Origin of the sequence: Enterococcus sp. DIV2402 (genome assembly GCF_017426705.2) — a bacterium.
Classification (GTDB): domain Bacteria; phylum Bacillota; class Bacilli; order Lactobacillales; family Enterococcaceae; genus Enterococcus_F; species Enterococcus_F lowellii.
Genome location: NZ_CP147251.1, coordinates 3,210,385 through 3,228,885, shown reverse-complemented (window position 1 = coordinate 3,228,885; position 18,501 = coordinate 3,210,385). Strand labels below are relative to the sequence as shown.

Here is an 18,501-nt window from a genome sequence, read left to right as displayed (position 1 = left end):
TTAGACTAATACGGTATTTTTATTAATTTTTAACAGAATGGAGTTCATATGACTATTTTAATTGCGTTAGTACCAATGCTTGCTTGGGGAAGTATTGGGCTAGTTAGTGGGAAAATTGGTGGCGATGCCAATCAACAAACATTAGGAATGACGATCGGTGCGTTTCTATTTTCTCTCGTATTATTTATTACTTTACAACCAACCATCACCCCGTGGATTTGTTTGATAGGATTCTTATCTGGACTATTTTGGTCTGTTGGACAAAATGGACAATTCCATGGCATGAAATACATGGGGGTATCGGTGGGATTACCTATGTCAACTGGGATGCAGCTTGCATTGAACACTTTAGCAGGAGCTGTCTTTTTCCATGAGTGGACACAAACCCGTGATTTTACGATTGGAATCTTAGCGTTATTCTTCTTAGTGTTTGGTGCGTATTTAACTGCTCGCCAAGATGATGAAAAAGAAAAAACCGGTCGTTTCTATGATTTTGGTAAAGGATTTAGAGCCTTAATTTTTTCAACAATTGGATATGGTGCCTACACGATTATCATTACGTGGGCAGAATTAGATCCATTGGCAATTATTCTCCCTCAAAGTATGGGGATGATAGTTGGTGCCAGTATGTTTGCCTTTAAAAAAGTAACTATTGATTCTTTCGTGTGGAAAAATATGGCTTCAGGGTTACTATGGGGTATCGGTAATATTTGTATGTTGATGACCGTCCAACAAATCGGTTTAGCAATTGGCTTCTCTTTATCACAAATGGGAATTATCATCTCGACATTAGGCGGTATTTTTATTTTAGGAGAAAGTAAAACGAAGAAGGAGTTCCGTTATGTGATTCTGGGTTGTTTCATGGTCATCATTGGCGGATTATTGTTAGGTTATTTAAAGGCAGCGTAATAAGAACTTAACAGATGGAGGACACATGAAGATATTTAGAAAAAAGTCAGTGAATAAACAGGTCGTAAGCTATTTAACGAAAGAGCTAACGCTAAAAGATTTGATTATGCTTGGGATTGGCGCAGTCATTGGTACCGGCATTTTTGTAGTAACAGGACAAGCGTCAGCCAATTACGCAGGACCTGCATTAAGTGTTTCATTTATTGTTGCTGCGATCGTTGTGATATTAAGTGGTTTATGTTTTGCTGAATTTGCCTCACGAGTTCCCATTTCTGGTGGACCATACGGCTACATGTATGTCGTTTTTGGAGAATTAAGTGCCTGGATGGCAGGTTGGTTTTTAATTTGCGAATACATGTTAGCTGTGTCATCGGTTGCGTCAGGCTGGTCTGGTTATTTGCAAGGCTTTTTGGGAAGTATTAACCTTTCGTTGCCAAAAGCGTTAACTGCCAGCTACAATCCCCAAGAAGGCACCTATATTGATTTGATTGCTGCATTAGTCGTCGTCTTTATCACCTTGTGGGTAACTCAGGAAGCGAAAAAAGCCTTACGATTAAATAATTTGATGGTTTGGGTGAAATTTGGCATCATCATTTTATTTATTGTAGTAGGTGTTTTCTACGTGGATCCTACTAATTGGCAACCTTTTATGCCCAATGGAATGAAAGGGATAATGGATGGTGCCGCTTTGGTATTTTTTGCTTTCTTAGGATTTGATGCCATTTCAATGGCTGCAGAAGAAGTAAAAAATCCTCAAAAAGATATTCCTAAAGGGATTATTGGGGCAATTGTGATTGCGACATTGCTGTATATCACCGTAACCATGATTTTAACCGGAATCGTGCCGTTTGAACAATTAGGAATTGGTGATCCTGTTGCATTTGCGATGCGTTATGTTAATCAAGGAGTGGTTGGTTCCATTATTTCTGTGGGAGCAATTTTAACCTTATTAACCGTAACTATTTCGATGTTGTATTCGTTAGCACGTTTGATTTATGCAATCAGCAAAGATGGTTTGTTACCTAGCTTTTTACAAAAGATTGATGAAAAACGTCGAACACCTAAAAATGCCACCTATGTAGCAGGCGGAATTGCTTTATTCTTTGCGGCAGCTTTTCCCTTGACGATTTTGGCAGAGTTAACAAATATTAGCGCATTAGCGTGTTTGGTGATGATGTCTTTAGGGATTTTACGCTTACGTAAACAACTAGGTTCGCCAAAAAAAGGAGAATTTCAAGTCCCTTTTGTACCCTTATTACCGATTATATCAGTGATTTCCTGTGTTTTTTTAATGACACGTTTTAGTGCAGTCACATGGATTGTTTTTGGAATTACGATTGCTTTAGGATTACTTATTTATTTTGTGTATGGGTATCAACATAGTCACTTAAATAAAAAATAAGACTGCTGGCACGTTAAAGGTGCCAACAGTTTTTTTGTTTTAGCAGGCAGAAATTTATCTGTGTTACACTAGAAGTAGCGAAAAGGAGGAGCGATATGAAAAAGCGAACCAAAAACATCTTGATTGCCATTGCTGGACTGATTACAGGTTTTATCTTGTCGTATATTTTTAGAACGTTCTTTTTTTAGAAGCTAAAAAAGAACCAACTACTATTTAAGTAATTGGTTCAAAAAATTAATTTTGATTGCCAGATGTAATTTCTAATAGACGTTGTTTTAAATCTTCTTCCATCATCCCTAATTCAACTTCGGCATTACGGCGTTTTTCTTTTCCTTCTTGTTGAATACGCAAGGTTTCTTGAATAGTTTCTACTAGATCATTTTGTGTTTGTTGTAAGGTTTCAATATCAACAATGCCACGTTCGTTTTCACGAGCAGTTTCAATGGCAGAAACTTTCAACATTTCTGAGTTTTTACGCAATAAATCATTCGTTGTTTCAGAAACTTGACGTTGCGCAGTAGCGGCATCTTTTTGACGTAATAAAGTTAAAGCAATTACTACTTGGTTTTTCCATAAAGGAATTGCTGTATTAATTGATGCGTGGATTTTTTCTGCTAATGCTTGGTTTGTATTTTGAATCAAGCGAATTTGTGGTGCTTGTTGAATGGTAATTTGACGTGCTAAACGTAAATCATGTGTTCGTTTGTCTAAACGATCTAAAAATTGTGAATAATCATTCGCAATTTGCACATCCATTTGATCGCCAGTTTGACGAGCTTTTTCTAAGGCTTCAGGAATGATAGTTGTTTGTAATTCTTCCATTTTTAATTCACCGGCTGCGATGTAGATGTTTAAAGCATCGAAATAATCTTTATTTTTATTATAAAGTTGTTCCAGCATTAAATTATCTTTTAACAAACCTTCTTTTTCTTTGTCTAACTTCACCGCAACTTTATCAATTTGGGCACCGATTTTTTGATATTTTGCAGTAATTTCAAAGATAGATTGTTTAACTTTACCAAACATACGCTTAAAGATACTACCTTCACCAGCACGTAAATCATCAGGATTGGCTTCTTGTAAACGATACATTAATTCTGTCAATGAATCACCCACTGGACCAATATCAGCCGCTTGCACATGATTTAACATTGATTGAGAGAAATCGCTTAACTTTGTTTGAGCAGCGGCACCATAAGTAATTACGGCTTGTTGGTCAGTCGCATCGATTTTTGACGCTAATTCTTTGGCTTGTTGTTGACGGCTTTCTGGTAATTGGTCAATTAATCTAGGTGCTTTTTGTTGCTCTTGTAAAGATGAAATCTCTTGTTTTTGCGTAGTTGTTAATGAGTCTAAATTTGGTGCAAATGGATCACTTAATAAATCTTCTAATGTATCAGTCACATCTGTCTTAGGTGTGTCAGTCATATATGTAGTTCCTCCTTTGATAGAAACCTTGTTTTATTCGAGAGAAATGAGACAAAAGATTTCTTTTATCTCACTTCTTCTTTATATTGATTTTCTCTTTTTATACTTTGTTTGGCAATTGATAACTCTACATCTAATTCTTCTAAATCATCCGATACAAATTTTTGGTAATCTTGTTTGATTAATGAAGCCATTTGATCGATGATTTGGATACTTTCTTCCATTTTTTCATATGTGTCACGACTTTTAATTTCGTGATTATTGATTTCTAAATATTTATCAGTTAAATCAACCATATTTGGTAAGTGAGTATAAAGAAAATGACTTGCTTCGTTTAAACGAGTTGGTTCTTTGACTAATTCTTTAAATAAAGCTTTTGCTGCTCTAATTGTATCATGACGTAAATCAATTGCCTTCAATTTAGCATTTTGACTAATGTTGGCTTGTAATTTTTCAATTTCTGTTTTCGCTTGATTTAATGTTTCACGGAAAAATTCAATCTCACGATAAGACATGCCACTGTCCAGATAAGTTTGTTCCCGTTTTTTGGACAAAACAGGCAAGCTATTGTTTGAAACGGGTGCTGATTTTCCTTTGAAACCATACACAACCAGTAGAACGCCACCAATTAGTAAAAGCACAGGGAAGTAATCGGATAACATCGTGCCAAAAACAATTGCACCGATAGTGACAAGACCAATAACAGTCCAAGTTGAACGTTTCATTTGCTCATTCCTCCTAAATTTATTGGATACAACATGCTGTTTTAAATTTGTTGTTGTTATAAATTTATTTTAGCATGTAACTGAAAATAAAAGTATCCGACTTGCGGTGGATTTTTATGAATTTAGGAAATTTATAAGAAATGTTTGTATTTCAACCGATGTATTTGTTAAGAAATAAAACTTAAAATACAAGTTTCTGCATCACTACTTATTTCGACTAAATATTTTTCATTGCGTTGTAAATTTGGTAAAGCTTGCTGTGCATTTGGTTCAAGTATATATTCACCGATTTTTTGATTATCAGAAAGACGAGTAATTCGCAAACTAACTGACGCCGTCTCTGAACCGTTAACCACTGATTTTATCCCTAATAAAGCTCGTGTAGAAAGGTAAGGAACTGTTTGCTCTTTTGTATCTGTAAAAGAAACGGGAAGCCATTCTTCTCGCTTTTCTTGTGGAATTTGAGTGATAGAAACCTCATGTGCGGTCATAATTTGTGAAAAATTGGAGCCTTGATACGTTAAAGCCAATCCACCGATTAAGAAAAAAATAACGGTAAGTAATCCTAAAATAAGATAACCTTTTAAGCGATTTTGTTTTTGTTCATGAGTAATTTTTTTGACCACCGAAGTATCTTTAGAAAATAAGTTTTCAAGTGGTACATCAAATAGTCGGCTGAGAGAAACCAAATAGTCCAAATCAGGAAAACTTTTGCCGCTTTCCCAATTAGAAATCATTGTACGTGAGACAGCCAGTTTGTCGGCTAGTTCTTGTTGCGTCCAATTGTTATCTATGCGGTATTGTTTTAATTGTTCTCCAAGGGATTTCATCGCTTTCCTCCTAGCGTATTTACGGCTACAGTAATTGCTTATTATTCTTATTATAGAGGAATTATGAGGCTTTTTCTATTCGTAATTTAATTTTCTGCTCATTTTATCGAGAAAATAACGCAATTTTCTTCATTTTCTTTATAAAACTCTATCTTAGGTCTTAGGAAATCTCATCTTTTCTATGGTAAACTAAGTGATAATGAATAAATCAAGAAAGAATGGTGACACAATGCTTCGTTATGAAGATTTTGAAGAAAAAACAATTACACGTAAAGAAATTTTTCACGGGAAAATTATCGATGTTGCGTTAGATGAAGTTCGTTTACCAGATGGCCAAACAGCGAAACGTGAACTGGTTTTTCATCCAGGAGGAGTCGGTGTGTTAGCGTTAACTGATGAAAATAAAATTGTTTTAGTCAAACAATTTAGAAAACCTTTAGAACAAGTTATTTTTGAAATTCCTGCAGGGAAAATTGATCCTGGTGAAGGGCGCCATCCAGAAGAAACAGGCGCACGAGAATTAGAAGAAGAGACAGGCTATCGTGCTGAGAGCATGGAACATTTGGCATCTATGTATTTATCACCAGGGTTTGCTAATGAATTATTGCACGTCTATTACGCTAAAAATATAAAAAAAGTTGATAATCCATTGGCACAAGACGAAGATGAAGTTTTAGAAGTTTATGAATGGACATTGACAGAAGCAAAACAAGCGATTCAAGAGAAAACAATCTGTGACGCTAAAACAATTTTTGCGATTCAGTATTGGGAATTGTTGATTGCTCAAGGGAGGGTATAAGATGGCGAAACGTCCTTTAGTGACACGATCAGAGTTACGGAAAAGAAAAGATGAAAAAGAAGCCGCTTTAGAGCGCAATCGTCAAATTATAAAGAAACCAAAAAATAAAGAAGTTCCTTTAAAAAAATCAACGGAACAAGAAACAAAAAAAGCCAAAACAAAAGAAAAACAACCAACAAATTATTATCGAAAAGAATTAAAAAAAGAGACATCGAAAAAAACACGTACGAGTGAGCAACAACGTTCTCGTGAAATGAACACTTTTTTAATTAAAAGTATTGTGATTGTAGGGCTGTTGCTTGTCGTCGTGATGATGATGATCTTTTTCTTATAGAGGAGTAGACGAATGAAAATTGGAATTATTGGAGCGATGGCACAAGAAGTTGCTGTTTTAAAAGAAAATTTAGCAGATATGCAAACATGGGAAAAAGCTGGCGCAACATTTTATTCAGGGACATATGCCGGTCATGAGGTAATTGTTGTTCAATCGGGCATTGGAAAAGTCTTATCTTCATTAACAACTAGCTTATTAATTCAGCAATATGAGGTAGATGCTGTTATCAATACGGGGTCAGCAGGTGGCATTGGTGCTGGTCTAGCAGTGGGGGATTTAGTTATTTCTGAAAAATTAGCTTACCACGACGTAGATGCCACTGGTTTTGGTTATGCCTATGGACAAGTTCCTGGAGGGATGCCGTTGTATTACGAAGCAGATGCTCAGTTGATACAAGCAATCGAAAGAGCTGCTGAAAAAACCAAGCATCAGGTGAAAAAAGGTCTGATTGTGACAGGAGATTCGTTTATTGCCGATTCTGAGAAAATTCGTGCTATTTTGGAACATTTTCCAGAAGCCTTAGCTTGTGAAATGGAAGGGGCGGCAATTGCTCAAACAGCGATGCAATTTGATGTGCCTTTCTTAGTGATTCGCGCAATGAGTGATACTGCTGACCATGAGGCAACTCAATCATTTGATGAATTTATCGAGGTTGCAGGGAAACGTTCAGCAGAGATGGTCTTGGCTTTTGTGGAGGCTTTAGCATAGGAGGAAAAGATATGAAAGCATTGATTTCGATAGATTATACCAATGATTTTGTTGCAACAGATGGCGCATTAACGACCGGTGCAGCTGGTCAAGTAATTGAAGAAACGCTAGTAGCTCAGACGAAGGCTTTTATCGAGAATGGTGATTTTGTGGTCTTTGCGATTGATCGACATGAACTAGATGATAATTTTCATCCAGAAAATAAATTATTTCCACCCCACAATTTAGCGGGCACTGCTGGACGGGAACTATATGGTAGTTTGGCGCCGTTATACGCGAAGCATCAAGAGGATAAAAATGTCTATTGGTTGAATAAACGCCATTATTCGGCATTTAGTGGTACCGATTTAGATATTCGTTTGCGTGAACGTCAGATTACGGATATTTATTTAACGGGTGTATGCACTGATATTTGTGTCTTGCATACAGCAGTTGATGCGTATAATTTAGGCTACACTATCCATATTATTGAAAAGGCCGTTGCTAGTTTTGATCCGCAAGGTCATGAATGGGCATTGCGTCACTTTAAAGGCAGTCTAGGCGCAACTGTCGAATAATAAAACAACCATCCGTAGTAGATAGAGTGAGTAATTCTTCTATCCACTACGGATGGTTTTTAGTTTACCAAATTTCTACACGATTTTCAGGTGCACGATACATAGCATCTTCTGTTTCAATGCCATAAAATTCGTGGAAGTCTGCTAAATTTTGTAATTGAATATTTGCCCGTAATTTAGCAGGTCCGTGCACATCGACAGAAAGTAGTAATTGTTGGTATTGTTCTTTGGCTTTCGTACGCCAGATTTTGGCCCAGTTGGTAAAGAAATCGTCTAATGAAACGTCCGCCTCTTTTTTCGCTGCTTCTAATGCACAACTTAATCCGCCTGCATCCGCAATGTTTTCAGAGACGGTTAATTTCCCATTAACTTTGCCACCAGCAATTTCCAAGCCGTCAAATTCGGCAATCATTGCTTCAGCTAATTGATTGAAGTGTGCTAAATCCTCTTCAGACCACCAGTTATTCAGATTACCAAATTCATCAAACTTAGCGCCATTGTTATCAAACGCATGTGAAATCTCATGAGCGATTACTGCTCCAATACCGCCATAGTTGGCACTTGCCGATTGTTCGACACTATAAAACGGCTGTTGTAAGATGGCTGCTGGGAAGACAATGACATTCATCATGCCACTATAATAGGCATTGACGGTACAAGCTGCCATGCTCCATTCGTTGCGATCAACGGCTTGTTTTATTTTAGCAAAACGAGCTTCCCGAGCTAGACGTGAGAAATGCCGGACGTTGCTGACAAGGGTGCCGCCTTCTTCAGCTGTTTGGGTGATAAATAAATCATAGACGGCTGGAATTCTATCGGGATAACCGACATGTACACCGATGTTATTTAGTTTAACAATCGCTTTTTCACGAGTGGCAGGACTAAGCCATTCTTTTGTTGATAAGCGTTCTTTATACACATCAATCATTGTGTGGACCATATGTTGGACATCTTGTTTCGCTTGATCGCCAAAATATTTTTGCCCGTAATATAAACCGATTACTTGCCCAAATTCACCTAATGTTAAATGGTACGCTGCTTTTTCTTGCGACATGGCTTCGTCAATACCTGAAAGGAAACGACGATAGGTACCACCTAATTGGCGCAAATCTTCACTTAAATAGCTAGTATAAGCTAAGATTGTTTGGATATACATCCAACTTTTTAATAGTGGTAGATTTTCCTCATTCATAATTTCATCCAAGGCTTCAAAATAAGCAGGTTCTGTCACAATCACTTGCTCAAGAGGAACAGCCACCAATTCGCCAATTACTTTTACAAAGTCGAGCTGTTCAGAGTAGGTAGCAACTTCGGTTAGTTTTTTAGGATTGTAAGCTTTGGTGTAATCGGCACTTTCTTCTGCACTTAATACATGAGGCGCAATCGCTTTATCAAATGCTAATGCTTGTTCAGCAATGGTTTCTGCTTCGGGAAGCGTTCTGCCAAATTTTTGCAATAATTTAACAGACATTTCAAAGAATACTTGCAATAATTTTTCGGCTTTGGGATGTCCGTCTTCATAATACGTTTTATCTGGCAAAATTAAGGAAGTTGGATTCAAGTACAAGGCATGCTCAGTTGCATTTTTCATATCAGGCATGACAAAAAAATAGAACGGTAAAGGTAAGCCTTCTTTAATCCAATTACTTAATTGATGATTTAATTCTTCAAAAGAAGATAACGCAGCGATTCGTTTCAACAAGTCAGCAATGGGCTCATCGGCTAATTGATTTCTGGTATCATAATCACGTGCTAGTTGATAAAATTTTACAGCGTCTTGCATGCGATTTTCAGGGATGGCTAATTCATTTTGACTCATTTGATTAAGTTCATTGATTAAACGTTGGTCAATCCCCTCAACTAAATCTTGGAAACCACCTGTTGCTGGTTTGTCAGCTGGAATGACCGCTGTTTTGATCCAGTCTCCATTGACATACTCGTAAAAATCTTGTTTTTTTAAATCTGTCATTGTTTTCACTCCATTTCATTCCCTTATTATGATACAGTTGAAGCAAACACGCAAATGAAGGAGACAAAGAATGAAAAAAGATGAATGGATCGGCATTCCCGAAGAACGATTTAGAGCGTACCGCCAATGGACAACGCCTCAAGGTTATCTTTGTGGAACCCATGCGGCCGCTGTTTTACTAGCGTATTATCAAGATTATCTTGATGAAGAAGTTATTCCAACATATATTCGTCAGAAAAATAGTCGCCAATCAAAAGCACTAGTGAAATTTTTACAGTTATTTATTCAGCGCTATGGCTTGCCAACAGTAGCATGGCAAGTAGCGCATGGCTTATCTGCGTATTTTGATTATACTGATAAAAAACTACGTGCTCGTATGACAATGGCGGGTGGTTGGCAACGTGCAGTGAAGCGAATTGACCAAGGAAAACCAGTTGTAGTCGGGGTTTTAAAAGTTTTAGGTAGCACGTATGGCAACCATTGGGTAACCGTCTACGCATATATGGAAACAAGTGAGGGAGAACGTTTTTTGAAAGTTCATGATAATTGGGGCAATTATAATAAAATTATTCCTGCAAAATGGGTCAACGGTACAGTGTCACTTCCTTGATATCATGCAGAGAATCATGCTAAACTAAATCGGTAAAGTGTGTTAAAATGAAAAAAAATTCTATTGGAGGATCACATGGTCGAAAAATATCACGATGAATCGTTGAAAATCTTTAGTTTAAATGGAAATGTTCCATTAGCAGAAAAAATTGCAGAAGTATTTGGTTGTAAATTAGGAAAATGTGACATCAAAAAATTCAGTGATGGTGAAATTGCTATCAGTATTGAAGAAAGTGTCCGTGGTGCACATATTTACATCATCCAATCAACGAATCAACCCGTAAATGATTACTATATGGAATTAATGATTATGATTGATGCTATGAAACGTGCAAGTGCTAAAACAATTAATATTGTATTGCCTTATTATGCGTATGCTCGTCAAGACCGTACAGCAAAACCTCATGAGCCAATCACTGCTAAATTAATTGCTAATATGTTGGTAGAAGCAGGAGCAACACGTTTGTTAACACTTGATTTGCATACTGTTCAAGTTCAAGGGTTCTTTGATATTCCGGTAGATAATTTATTTACAAGTCCATTGTTTGCGCATTATTACAAGGATAAAGGATTTGATGGTGATGACTATGTTGTTGTTTCTCCGAAAAATAGTGGTGTGCAACGTTCAAGAAGCTTAGCTGAGTATTTGAATACAACGCTAGCAATTGTTGACCAAGATGATGAGTTAGAAAATGGTGGGTATGTTATCGGTGATGTTGCTGGTAAGACCTGTATCATGGTTGATGATATTTTAAATTCTGGAAAAACATTTGCACAAGCAGCTCGTCTATTGAAAGAAGCTGGTTCTGGCGATATTTATGCATGTGCATCACATGCATTACTTTCACCACCAGCTAAAGACACCTTAAATGGAGCACCAATAGAAGACATTTGTGTGACTGATTCTTGTTTGACGGATGAATCACGTCATCCAGAAAATTTAACTTATGTGACTTGTTCGAAATTAATGGGTGAAGCAGTAAAACGAATTCACGAAAACACACCAATGAGTCCATTATTCAAACTAGATGACGAAAATTATTTATAAAAAAAGGAACCAATCAAAGAAGAACTGTGCCTCTTCTTCTTTGATTGGTATTTTTCATAATTTTGTTATAATAATGTTATTAAAAAAGAAGGTGACAAAATGACATATTTAGATCATGCTGCAACCACACCCGTGCGACCAGATGTTGTAGAAAAAATGAGTGAAGTAATGCTGGAAGTTGTCGGCAATCCCTCGAGTATTCATCAATATGGCAGACGTGCGCATGAATATTTGGAAAATGCTCGTCAAATAATTGCGGATAGTTTAGCAGTAAACCCGCATGAAATTATTTTTAATAGTGGTGGAACAGAAGGAGACAATACTGTATTGATTAATACAGCTCTGGGACGCCAAACAGAAGGAAAACATATTATCACTACCGCCATCGAACATCCAGCTATTTTACGAACAGCAGAATATTTGGAAACACTGGGATTTGAGGTGACGTATCTGCCCGTGGATAAAAGCGGACAAATTCTCCTGACTGATTTAGAAGCAGCGTTGCGTCCAGATACAATTTTGGTATCGATTATGGTTGCGAATAATGAAACTGGAAACCTATTACCTATTCAAGAAATTGGCGAATTGTTAGCAGAACATCCGGCTTGGTTTCATACAGATGCTGTTCAAGCTTATGGAAAAATACTATTGCAACCCAAAGAATGGCATATTGATTTGTTAACCGTTTCAGGCCATAAAATTAATGGACCTAAAGGAATAGGGTTTCTTTATAAAAGCGATGATGTACAGTTAAAGCCGTACCTTCATGGTGGTGAACAGGAAGAAAAACGTCGTGCGGGTACTGAAAACTTAGCGGCGATTTGTGGAATGGCACAAGCAATTAACGCTTTGACGCCAGAAGTTCAACAAAAACAACAACAGACCTATGCGGAATTTTCCACGTATGTAATTGACCAATTAACGAATGCAGGTGTTGATTTTCATTTGAATGGAGATCAAACCAATAAATTAACGCATATTTTAAATTTGCGTTTTCAAGGGGTTCCAAGTGATTTATTGTTAATGCATTTAGATTTAAAAGGATTTGCCGTTTCAACAGGTTCTGCGTGTACTGCAGGAAATGTTGAACCTTCACACGTTTTAGAAGCTATATATGGAAAAAATGCACCAGCCATTCGCGAGTCTATTCGTATTAGTTTCGGTTATGGAAATACGCAAGCAGAAATTGAAGACTTTGTGGCCGTGTTAATTGCTTCTGTCCAACGTTTGAAAAGAGACTAGTCAAACCTCTCAGAACCCTTTATAATGAGAATAAATGAACAAGATGAGGTGAAAAAATGGCATTTCAAGAAATCGATACAGTCTTAGGCGCAGAGGTGAGTTACCGTTTAGCACCAACTGCTAAGCGTTATACCTTACGCGACAATGGCTTTACTGAAACAAAAGGCGGGAATTTTCAGTTAATTCGTCCGCTAGAAGCAACACCACAAAGCAAAGAAGGCTTTAAATTAAAAATTACAGTTGATAAAGACATCCAAAAAATCAAAATGTCAGTGACAACTGCTAACGGCTTAAAAGCTGTCAATATTTTTAAAGATTCAGCGAATGATTTATTACAAGAAAAATTTTATTTCTTAATGGACGGTTTTATCAGCCGTGGACTATTTGAAAAAGTGTAAGAACAAAAAGATATGTAAGGCAACGAATATCCGAACTATTTTTAATGAGAATTGTTAGTTCTTGTAGGTTATGTAAAAGACCTGCTAGACGCTCATAGCAATCTCTAATAGTTCGGGTATTTTCTTGTCAATTTGACTTAAGACACAAACTGTTTAGTTAAACAGTGCGAAAAATGTCCATATCAATGGACATACAAAAAAGATTGCGCTTACAAAAATGCGCTATAGTATGTACAAGGAGTTGATGATATGCAGCTGAGCAAAAGAGAAAATCATTTGTTAGAACTATTGATAAAAAATGACATGACTCTAACAGCACAAGAACTCGCCAGTTTTGCTCATGTCTCTACTAAAACAATTTATCGAACCATCAAAAGAATCAATGACGAGTTTCCCAGTGGAGACATTATTATTTCTGAAGTCGGAAGAGGTTTTCGTTTGGACTACGAGAAATATTTGAGAGAGAGTCGCGAAGGAAATGTAGAACGAATGGACGAAGCACGTAATCGACGCAATAATATTCTGTTGACGCTACTTTTTAAATCGCCAAATTCAGTAAGCATTAGTGAGTTGTTTGAACCTTATTTTGTTACGGAGACTGTTATTATACAAGATTTAAAAAAAATGCAGTCATTTTTGAGAACCTATCAATTAGAAATTCGAAAAAAGAAGCAACGTTTATCAATACTTGGTGGAGAAAAAAATATTCGCAAGACAGTTAACTATTTAATCGGACAAGAAAATTTAATCAATGACACATTTTTAGCAGATGCTAAAAATGTAAATGCTTACGATATTGATTATATTACTTCCTTACTAGAATTTATTGAAAAAAAGTTGAACACGACGATTAGTTATCCTTATAATATCAATATTTTTTCACATCTCTATATTTTATTGAAGCGTAGTCGAGAAGGGGCCATTTCTAAAAAAATAGATAATACCTTAGATGATAGTGAAAAAAAGTTGATTGTGAAATACCAGTCTCTCTACGATGTATCAGTCGAAGTTGTTCAACGAATGTCAGGGTATCTAGGGACAGCTTTAGCTGAAATTGAATCCTTTTTCTTGTTTCAATATTTACTTTCTTCCCGTTTAGAGAGTTACTATACGAATGTTATTGCTAAAGAGGAAGAAGCGATTGAACTCACTGCCTTTTTTATGGAAGAGATGAGGCAACTGATTGGTACAGAAATCGATATCGATGAATATCAGGAAGACTTGATTAGCCATATTGCTCCTTTATTATATCGCTTAAAAAATGAAATCGTTATCAAAAATGAGTTGCTAAAAGATATCCGTTTAGAATATCAGAGTATGTTTCAATTTGTCTCGCAAGTATCCAGGAAAGCTGAGCAAACATTTCAATTATCCACAATTAGTGATGATGAAATTGGTTTTTTAGTATTGTATTTCGTACGCTACAAAGAAATACAGAAACGAAAGAAACGCATATTGATTATGTGTAGTAGTGGTGTAGGGACATCAGAACTATTGAAAGTGAAGGTTAGAAAAGCGTTTCCCGATTTGGAAATTGTAGATGTATTATCTTCTAAAAAATTTAGTAAGAACTTAGAGCAATATGAAGATATTGATCTTATACTCACAACTATTCACTTTACATCACCTACAACGATACCAACGATTTTAGTTAACTCTGTTTTTACAAAACAAGATGAGGAAAGAACAAAGAAAATTTTAGGAGGAATGGGCAATGGATCAACATTTAACAGAAAATTTCAGCATAGCTAATGTTATTACAGAAGACTTAGTAAATTTAGAATTACAGGCAACTACAAAAGAAGAGGCACTTAAAGAGTTAACCCAACTTCTTTATCAAAATAAGTTAATTACAGATGTGGCAGGCTTTTTGGAAGACGTGTTCAATCGCGAAAAGGAGGGGATGACGGGACTAGGACAAGGTATTGCGATTCCACATGGCAAATCAGATTGCGTGACCAAAACATCACTTGTTGTTGGAAAAACGCAGCAACCCATTGAATGGGAGTCATTAGATGAGGAACCAGTGAATGTGATTATTTTATTTGCTGTTAGAAATGTAGAAGCGAATACATTACACATTAAGCTGTTGCAGAAAGTAGCGATGTTACTAGCAGATGAAACGTTTATTGAAGACTTACATCAAACAACCACCAAAGAAAAAATGATTGAGTTATTGTCTAAGGAACCCGAATAGTCGAATGCTTAAATGGAAAAAATGAGGAGGAACTAAAATGAAAATTGTTGGCATTGCTGCTTGTACATCAGGCATTGCGCATACGTATATTGCAAAAGAAAAACTAATCAAAGCTGCTCAAGCGCTAGGTCATGAAATTCATATTGAAACGCAAGGCACAATTGGAACAGAAGACGAATTGAAGCAAGCAGATATTGATGCTGCCGATATTGTGATTATTGCTGCCGATATTAAAGTAGGTGGGAAAGAGCGATTTAAAGGAAAAAAAGTAGTAGAAGTACCGACAAGTTTAGTTATTAAAGCACCAAAAGGATTAATCAATAAAATAGAAGAACAATTATAAAGGAGACAGGCTTATGTTGCGTAAATTAGAAATAAAAAAACACGCTTTAACAGCTATTTCTTATATGTTGCCAGTTGTAGTAACAGCAGGTTTATTGATTGCTATTGGGAATTTAACTGGTGGACAAGTAATTAGCGATTATTCTACCAATTATTCTGTATCAGATGCACTTGTTTCTCTAGGTGTCTTAGGAATGGGCTTACTAGCACCTGTTATTTCTGCTGCGATTGCCTATTCGATTGCAGATAGACCAGGAATTGGTCCAGGGTTATTTATGGGGCTAATTGCTAATTCTATTGGCGCAGGTTTCTTGGGAGGAATGTTGGGTGGTTACATTGTAGGTTTCTTCGTTTTATTTCTAGTGAAAAATCTTAAAGTACCGAAATGGGCGCAAGGATTAATGCCGATGATGATTGTACCAGTTACATCGACGATTGTGGTTGGTTTAGCGATGTATTTCGTTATTGGTGTACCGATTGTGTGGGCGACAAATGCTTTAACTGAATTTTTAACCAATCTTCAAGGGTCTGGAAAATTCTTGTTTGGCTCAATTGTGGGTGGTATGGCGGCCTTTGACTTTGGAGGACCTGTTAATAAAGTGGCTTCTCTCTTCGCAGATGGGATGTTGTTAGAAGGAATTCAAGAACCGGAAGCAGTCAAAATCCTAGCGTCTATGGTTCCGCCGTTTGGTGTAACATTTGCTTGGATTTTATCGAAGGTATTCAAGAAACCAAAATTCTCACAAGGAGAAGAAAACAATATTAAAATTGCGTTTCCAATGGGCTTGGCAATGATTACAGAAGGTGTGATTCCAATTGCAGCAGTCGATCCACTACGAGTAATTGCTTCATGTACAATCGGTGCTGCGATTGGTGGTGGGCTGAGTATGAGTTGGGGAGTGGGGTCTCCTGTGCCATCAGGTGGTGTTTTCATCATTCCGGCGATGACTGATCCATTGAAGTTCACGATTGCATTATTAATTGGTTCGGCAATTACGGGGATTCTGCTGTTTGTTCTCAAAAAAGAACCAGTTGAAGAGGTAGAAGATGTCGAGGAAGAAGAAGTAGACTTTTCTTCCATCAAAATTTCTTAGGAGGTTATTATGTACGTTTCTATGAGAGAAATGTTAGCTAAGGCGAATAAAGAAAAATATGCGGTATTAGCAATTAACTGTTTTAATTTAGAAACAGCAAAGGCAGTTATTGAGGCTGCCGAAGAAATGCATTCGCCAATTATTATTGACTTATTGCAAGATCATCTAAAAATGCATTTGGATCACCGCTATTTAACACAACCAATTATTCGTATGGCTAACAATGCTAAAGTGGAAGTTGCGATTAATTTGGATCATGGACAAGATATAGCATTTGTTAAGCAATGTTTACATGAAGGCTTCTCAAGTGTCATGATGGATGCTTCCATGTATCCATTGGAAGAAAATATCCGTATTACGAAAGAAATTGTAAAGTTTGCGCAACAATTTAATGCCAGTGTTGAAGCTGAGGTTGGTGATTTAGGGGTGGTAGATGGAAATCAATGGACCAATACAGAAATGTATACAGATCCGGACGAAGCAATCTATTTTATTCAAGAAACAGGAGTAGATTGTTTGGCATTATCTTATGGCTCAACACATGGAGATTATCCTGAAGGGTATGTGCCAGAATTCCGATTTGACATTGTAGAAAAAATTAAAGCAGCAACTAATTTGCCATTGGTTTTACATGGAGGATCGGGTGCAGGGGAAGCAAACATTCGTCAATCCGTTGCATTAGGAATCAACAAAATTAATGTGGGCTCTGATTTTATGAAGGCACAATCGTTAGAAATTCAGAAATGTCTCGCTGAAGATCCAACGATTGGCTATCCTGAGCTAATTCATGGAACAATTGCAGCAGGTAAAAATGTTGTTAAGAAGTATATTGAGATAGCCGGTTCCAAAAATAAAGCATGATAAAAAAAGATTGGAGAGTACGTAAATATGTTAATTAATATGAGCCAAATGTTAGAAATTGCCAAAGAAAATCGATTTGCTGTGGGAGCATTCAATGTCGCAGATAGTAACTTCTTGCGCGTAGTTATTGAAGCTGCAGAGGAAAATGATTCACCTGCTATTATTGCGGTGCATCCAACTGAACTTGATTTTGTCAAAGATGAGTTCTTTCAATATGCTGTTTCTCGTGCGAAAAATAGCAGTGTACCTTTTGTGATTCACATGGATCATGGAGATAGTTTAGCGAGTATCATGCGTGCGATTCATTGCGGCTTTACGTCAGTGATGATTGATGGTTCTCTGTTACCGTTTGAAGAAAATATTGCGGTAACAAAAGAAGTCGTGGATGTATGTAAAACGATTGGAATTTCGGTTGAAGGTGAATTAGGAACAATTGGCAATACAGGAACCACAATTGAAGGTGGGGTATCGAAGGTTATTTATACGAAACCCGAAGATGCGGAAGAATTTGTTGCCAAAACAGGGATTGATACATTAGCTGTAGCAATCGGAACAGCCCATGGCATTTATCCAAAAGATGTCAAACCAGAACTAAAAATGGATGTATTGGAACAAATCAAAGATCGAGTAGATATTCCCTTAGTATTACATGGTGGTTCAGCCAATCCAGATGAAGAAATCGCACGAGCTGTAGAAATTGGCATTCAAAAAATAAATATTTCATCTGATTACAAATATGCCTTTTATAAAAAATGTCGTGAAATTTTGGCTAGCACCGAGTTATGGGATCCCAATGCTATTTATCCAGAATGTATTGATGCTGCCAAAGAAGTGGTTAAACAAAAAATGGGATTATTCAATTCTATTGGAAAAGCAAGTATTTACCGAGAAATTCATGAAAAACCATTTAGACAAGCATTTAATTAACATCTTGATTAGGGATATCCGTCTGTTTAACAGATGGGTATTTCTTTTTGAGGAATAAACAATTAAGAGAAAATAAATAGGAAATGAAAATAATCAACAAACGTGAAATTCTTTTTAAACTA

20 protein-coding genes are annotated in these 18,501 nt (G+C 36.6%); 16 read left to right on the top strand and 4 right to left on the bottom strand.

Annotated elements, in window-relative coordinates; genetic code table 11:
• Positions 1–48 precede the first annotated feature (48 nt).
• Complete coding sequence (locus tag DOK78_RS15720) at positions 49–909, top strand: GRP family sugar transporter (protein WP_207871605.1); 861 nt, start codon at positions 49–51, stop codon at positions 907–909.
• A 25-nt stretch (positions 910–934) separates the two neighbouring features.
• Complete coding sequence (locus DOK78_RS15715; protein ID WP_207871604.1) at positions 935–2,311, top strand: amino acid permease; 1,377 nt, start codon at positions 935–937, stop codon at positions 2,309–2,311.
• A 234-nt stretch (positions 2,312–2,545) separates the two neighbouring features.
• Here DOK78_RS15715 and DOK78_RS15710 read toward each other — a convergent pair whose 3' ends face one another.
• The 3 genes from DOK78_RS15710 to DOK78_RS15700 all read right to left on the bottom strand — a co-directional run bounded on the left by DOK78_RS15710 (position 2,546) and on the right by DOK78_RS15700 (position 5,294).
• Complete coding sequence (locus DOK78_RS15710; RefSeq protein WP_207871603.1) at positions 2,546–3,739, bottom strand: toxic anion resistance protein; 1,194 nt, start codon at positions 3,737–3,739, stop codon at positions 2,546–2,548.
• Positions 3,740–3,804: 65 nt separating this feature from the next.
• The gene (locus DOK78_RS15705) at positions 3,805–4,464 is read right to left on the bottom strand and encodes a 5-bromo-4-chloroindolyl phosphate hydrolysis family protein (RefSeq protein WP_207871602.1); all 660 of its coding nucleotides are present in this window, start codon (positions 4,462–4,464) and stop codon (positions 3,805–3,807) included.
• Positions 4,465–4,631: 167 nt separating this feature from the next.
• A complete protein-coding gene (locus DOK78_RS15700) occupies positions 4,632–5,294 on the bottom strand; it encodes a helix-turn-helix transcriptional regulator (RefSeq protein WP_207871601.1) in 663 nt (220 codons plus the stop codon).
• Positions 5,295–5,523: 229 nt separating this feature from the next.
• Here DOK78_RS15700 and DOK78_RS15695 point away from each other — a divergent pair, with 229 nt between their 5' ends.
• Genes DOK78_RS15695 through DOK78_RS15680 form a run of 4 tightly spaced genes read left to right on the top strand, consistent with a single transcriptional unit; the run spans position 5,524 to position 7,692 of the window.
• Entirely contained in the window at positions 5,524–6,093 is a 570-nt protein-coding gene (locus DOK78_RS15695) for an NUDIX hydrolase (protein WP_207871600.1), read from the top strand.
• A 1-nt stretch (position 6,094) separates the two neighbouring features.
• Positions 6,095–6,427: a cell wall synthase accessory phosphoprotein MacP gene (gene macP, locus DOK78_RS15690; protein ID WP_207871599.1), complete on the top strand. Its 333-nt coding sequence runs from the start codon at positions 6,095–6,097 to the stop codon at positions 6,425–6,427.
• Positions 6,428–6,439: 12 nt separating this feature from the next.
• Positions 6,440–7,135: a 5'-methylthioadenosine/adenosylhomocysteine nucleosidase gene (locus tag DOK78_RS15685; RefSeq protein ID WP_207871598.1), complete on the top strand. Its 696-nt coding sequence runs from the start codon at positions 6,440–6,442 to the stop codon at positions 7,133–7,135.
• 11 nt (positions 7,136–7,146) lie between these two features.
• Positions 7,147–7,692 (top strand): cysteine hydrolase family protein, encoded by a 546-nt coding sequence (locus DOK78_RS15680; protein WP_207871597.1) that lies wholly within the window; start codon positions 7,147–7,149, stop codon positions 7,690–7,692.
• Positions 7,693–7,756: 64 nt separating this feature from the next.
• Here the strand turns inward: DOK78_RS15680 and DOK78_RS15675 are convergent, their stop codons facing one another.
• A complete protein-coding gene (locus DOK78_RS15675; protein WP_207871596.1) occupies positions 7,757–9,661 on the bottom strand; it encodes a M13 family metallopeptidase in 1,905 nt (634 codons plus the stop codon).
• A gap of 70 nt (positions 9,662–9,731) precedes the next feature.
• On the opposite strand from DOK78_RS15675, the gene DOK78_RS15670 reads away from it, so the two are divergent.
• From DOK78_RS15670 to DOK78_RS15625, 10 genes are all read left to right on the top strand, one after another.
• Positions 9,732–10,271, top strand: a complete 540-nt coding sequence (locus DOK78_RS15670; protein ID WP_207871595.1) for a C39 family peptidase — start codon at positions 9,732–9,734, stop codon at positions 10,269–10,271.
• Between the two features lie 75 nt (positions 10,272–10,346).
• Positions 10,347–11,318 (top strand): ribose-phosphate diphosphokinase, encoded by a 972-nt coding sequence (locus tag DOK78_RS15665; protein ID WP_207871594.1) that lies wholly within the window; start codon positions 10,347–10,349, stop codon positions 11,316–11,318.
• A gap of 99 nt (positions 11,319–11,417) precedes the next feature.
• The gene (locus DOK78_RS15660; protein ID WP_207871593.1) at positions 11,418–12,560 is read left to right on the top strand and encodes a cysteine desulfurase family protein; all 1,143 of its coding nucleotides are present in this window, start codon (positions 11,418–11,420) and stop codon (positions 12,558–12,560) included.
• A gap of 56 nt (positions 12,561–12,616) precedes the next feature.
• The gene (locus tag DOK78_RS15655) at positions 12,617–12,958 is read left to right on the top strand and encodes a DUF1831 domain-containing protein (protein ID WP_207871592.1); all 342 of its coding nucleotides are present in this window, start codon (positions 12,617–12,619) and stop codon (positions 12,956–12,958) included.
• A gap of 249 nt (positions 12,959–13,207) precedes the next feature.
• A complete protein-coding gene (locus DOK78_RS15650; protein ID WP_207871591.1) occupies positions 13,208–14,710 on the top strand; it encodes a BglG family transcription antiterminator in 1,503 nt (500 codons plus the stop codon).
• On the top strand, positions 14,673–15,155 hold the full coding sequence (locus DOK78_RS15645; RefSeq protein ID WP_207871590.1) for a PTS sugar transporter subunit IIA: 483 nt from the start codon (positions 14,673–14,675) through the stop codon (positions 15,153–15,155). The genes DOK78_RS15650 and DOK78_RS15645 overlap by 38 nt, the downstream gene beginning before the upstream one ends.
• A 37-nt stretch (positions 15,156–15,192) precedes the next feature.
• On the top strand, positions 15,193–15,498 hold the full coding sequence (locus DOK78_RS15640) for a PTS fructose transporter subunit IIB (protein ID WP_207871589.1): 306 nt from the start codon (positions 15,193–15,195) through the stop codon (positions 15,496–15,498).
• A 13-nt stretch (positions 15,499–15,511) separates the two neighbouring features.
• Complete coding sequence (locus tag DOK78_RS15635) at positions 15,512–16,591, top strand: PTS fructose transporter subunit IIC (protein WP_207871588.1); 1,080 nt, start codon at positions 15,512–15,514, stop codon at positions 16,589–16,591.
• A gap of 9 nt (positions 16,592–16,600) precedes the next feature.
• Complete coding sequence (locus DOK78_RS15630; RefSeq protein WP_207871587.1) at positions 16,601–17,452, top strand: class II fructose-bisphosphate aldolase; 852 nt, start codon at positions 16,601–16,603, stop codon at positions 17,450–17,452.
• Between the two features lie 27 nt (positions 17,453–17,479).
• The gene (locus tag DOK78_RS15625; protein ID WP_207871586.1) at positions 17,480–18,379 is read left to right on the top strand and encodes a ketose-bisphosphate aldolase; all 900 of its coding nucleotides are present in this window, start codon (positions 17,480–17,482) and stop codon (positions 18,377–18,379) included.
• Positions 18,380–18,501: the final 122 nt, after the last annotated feature.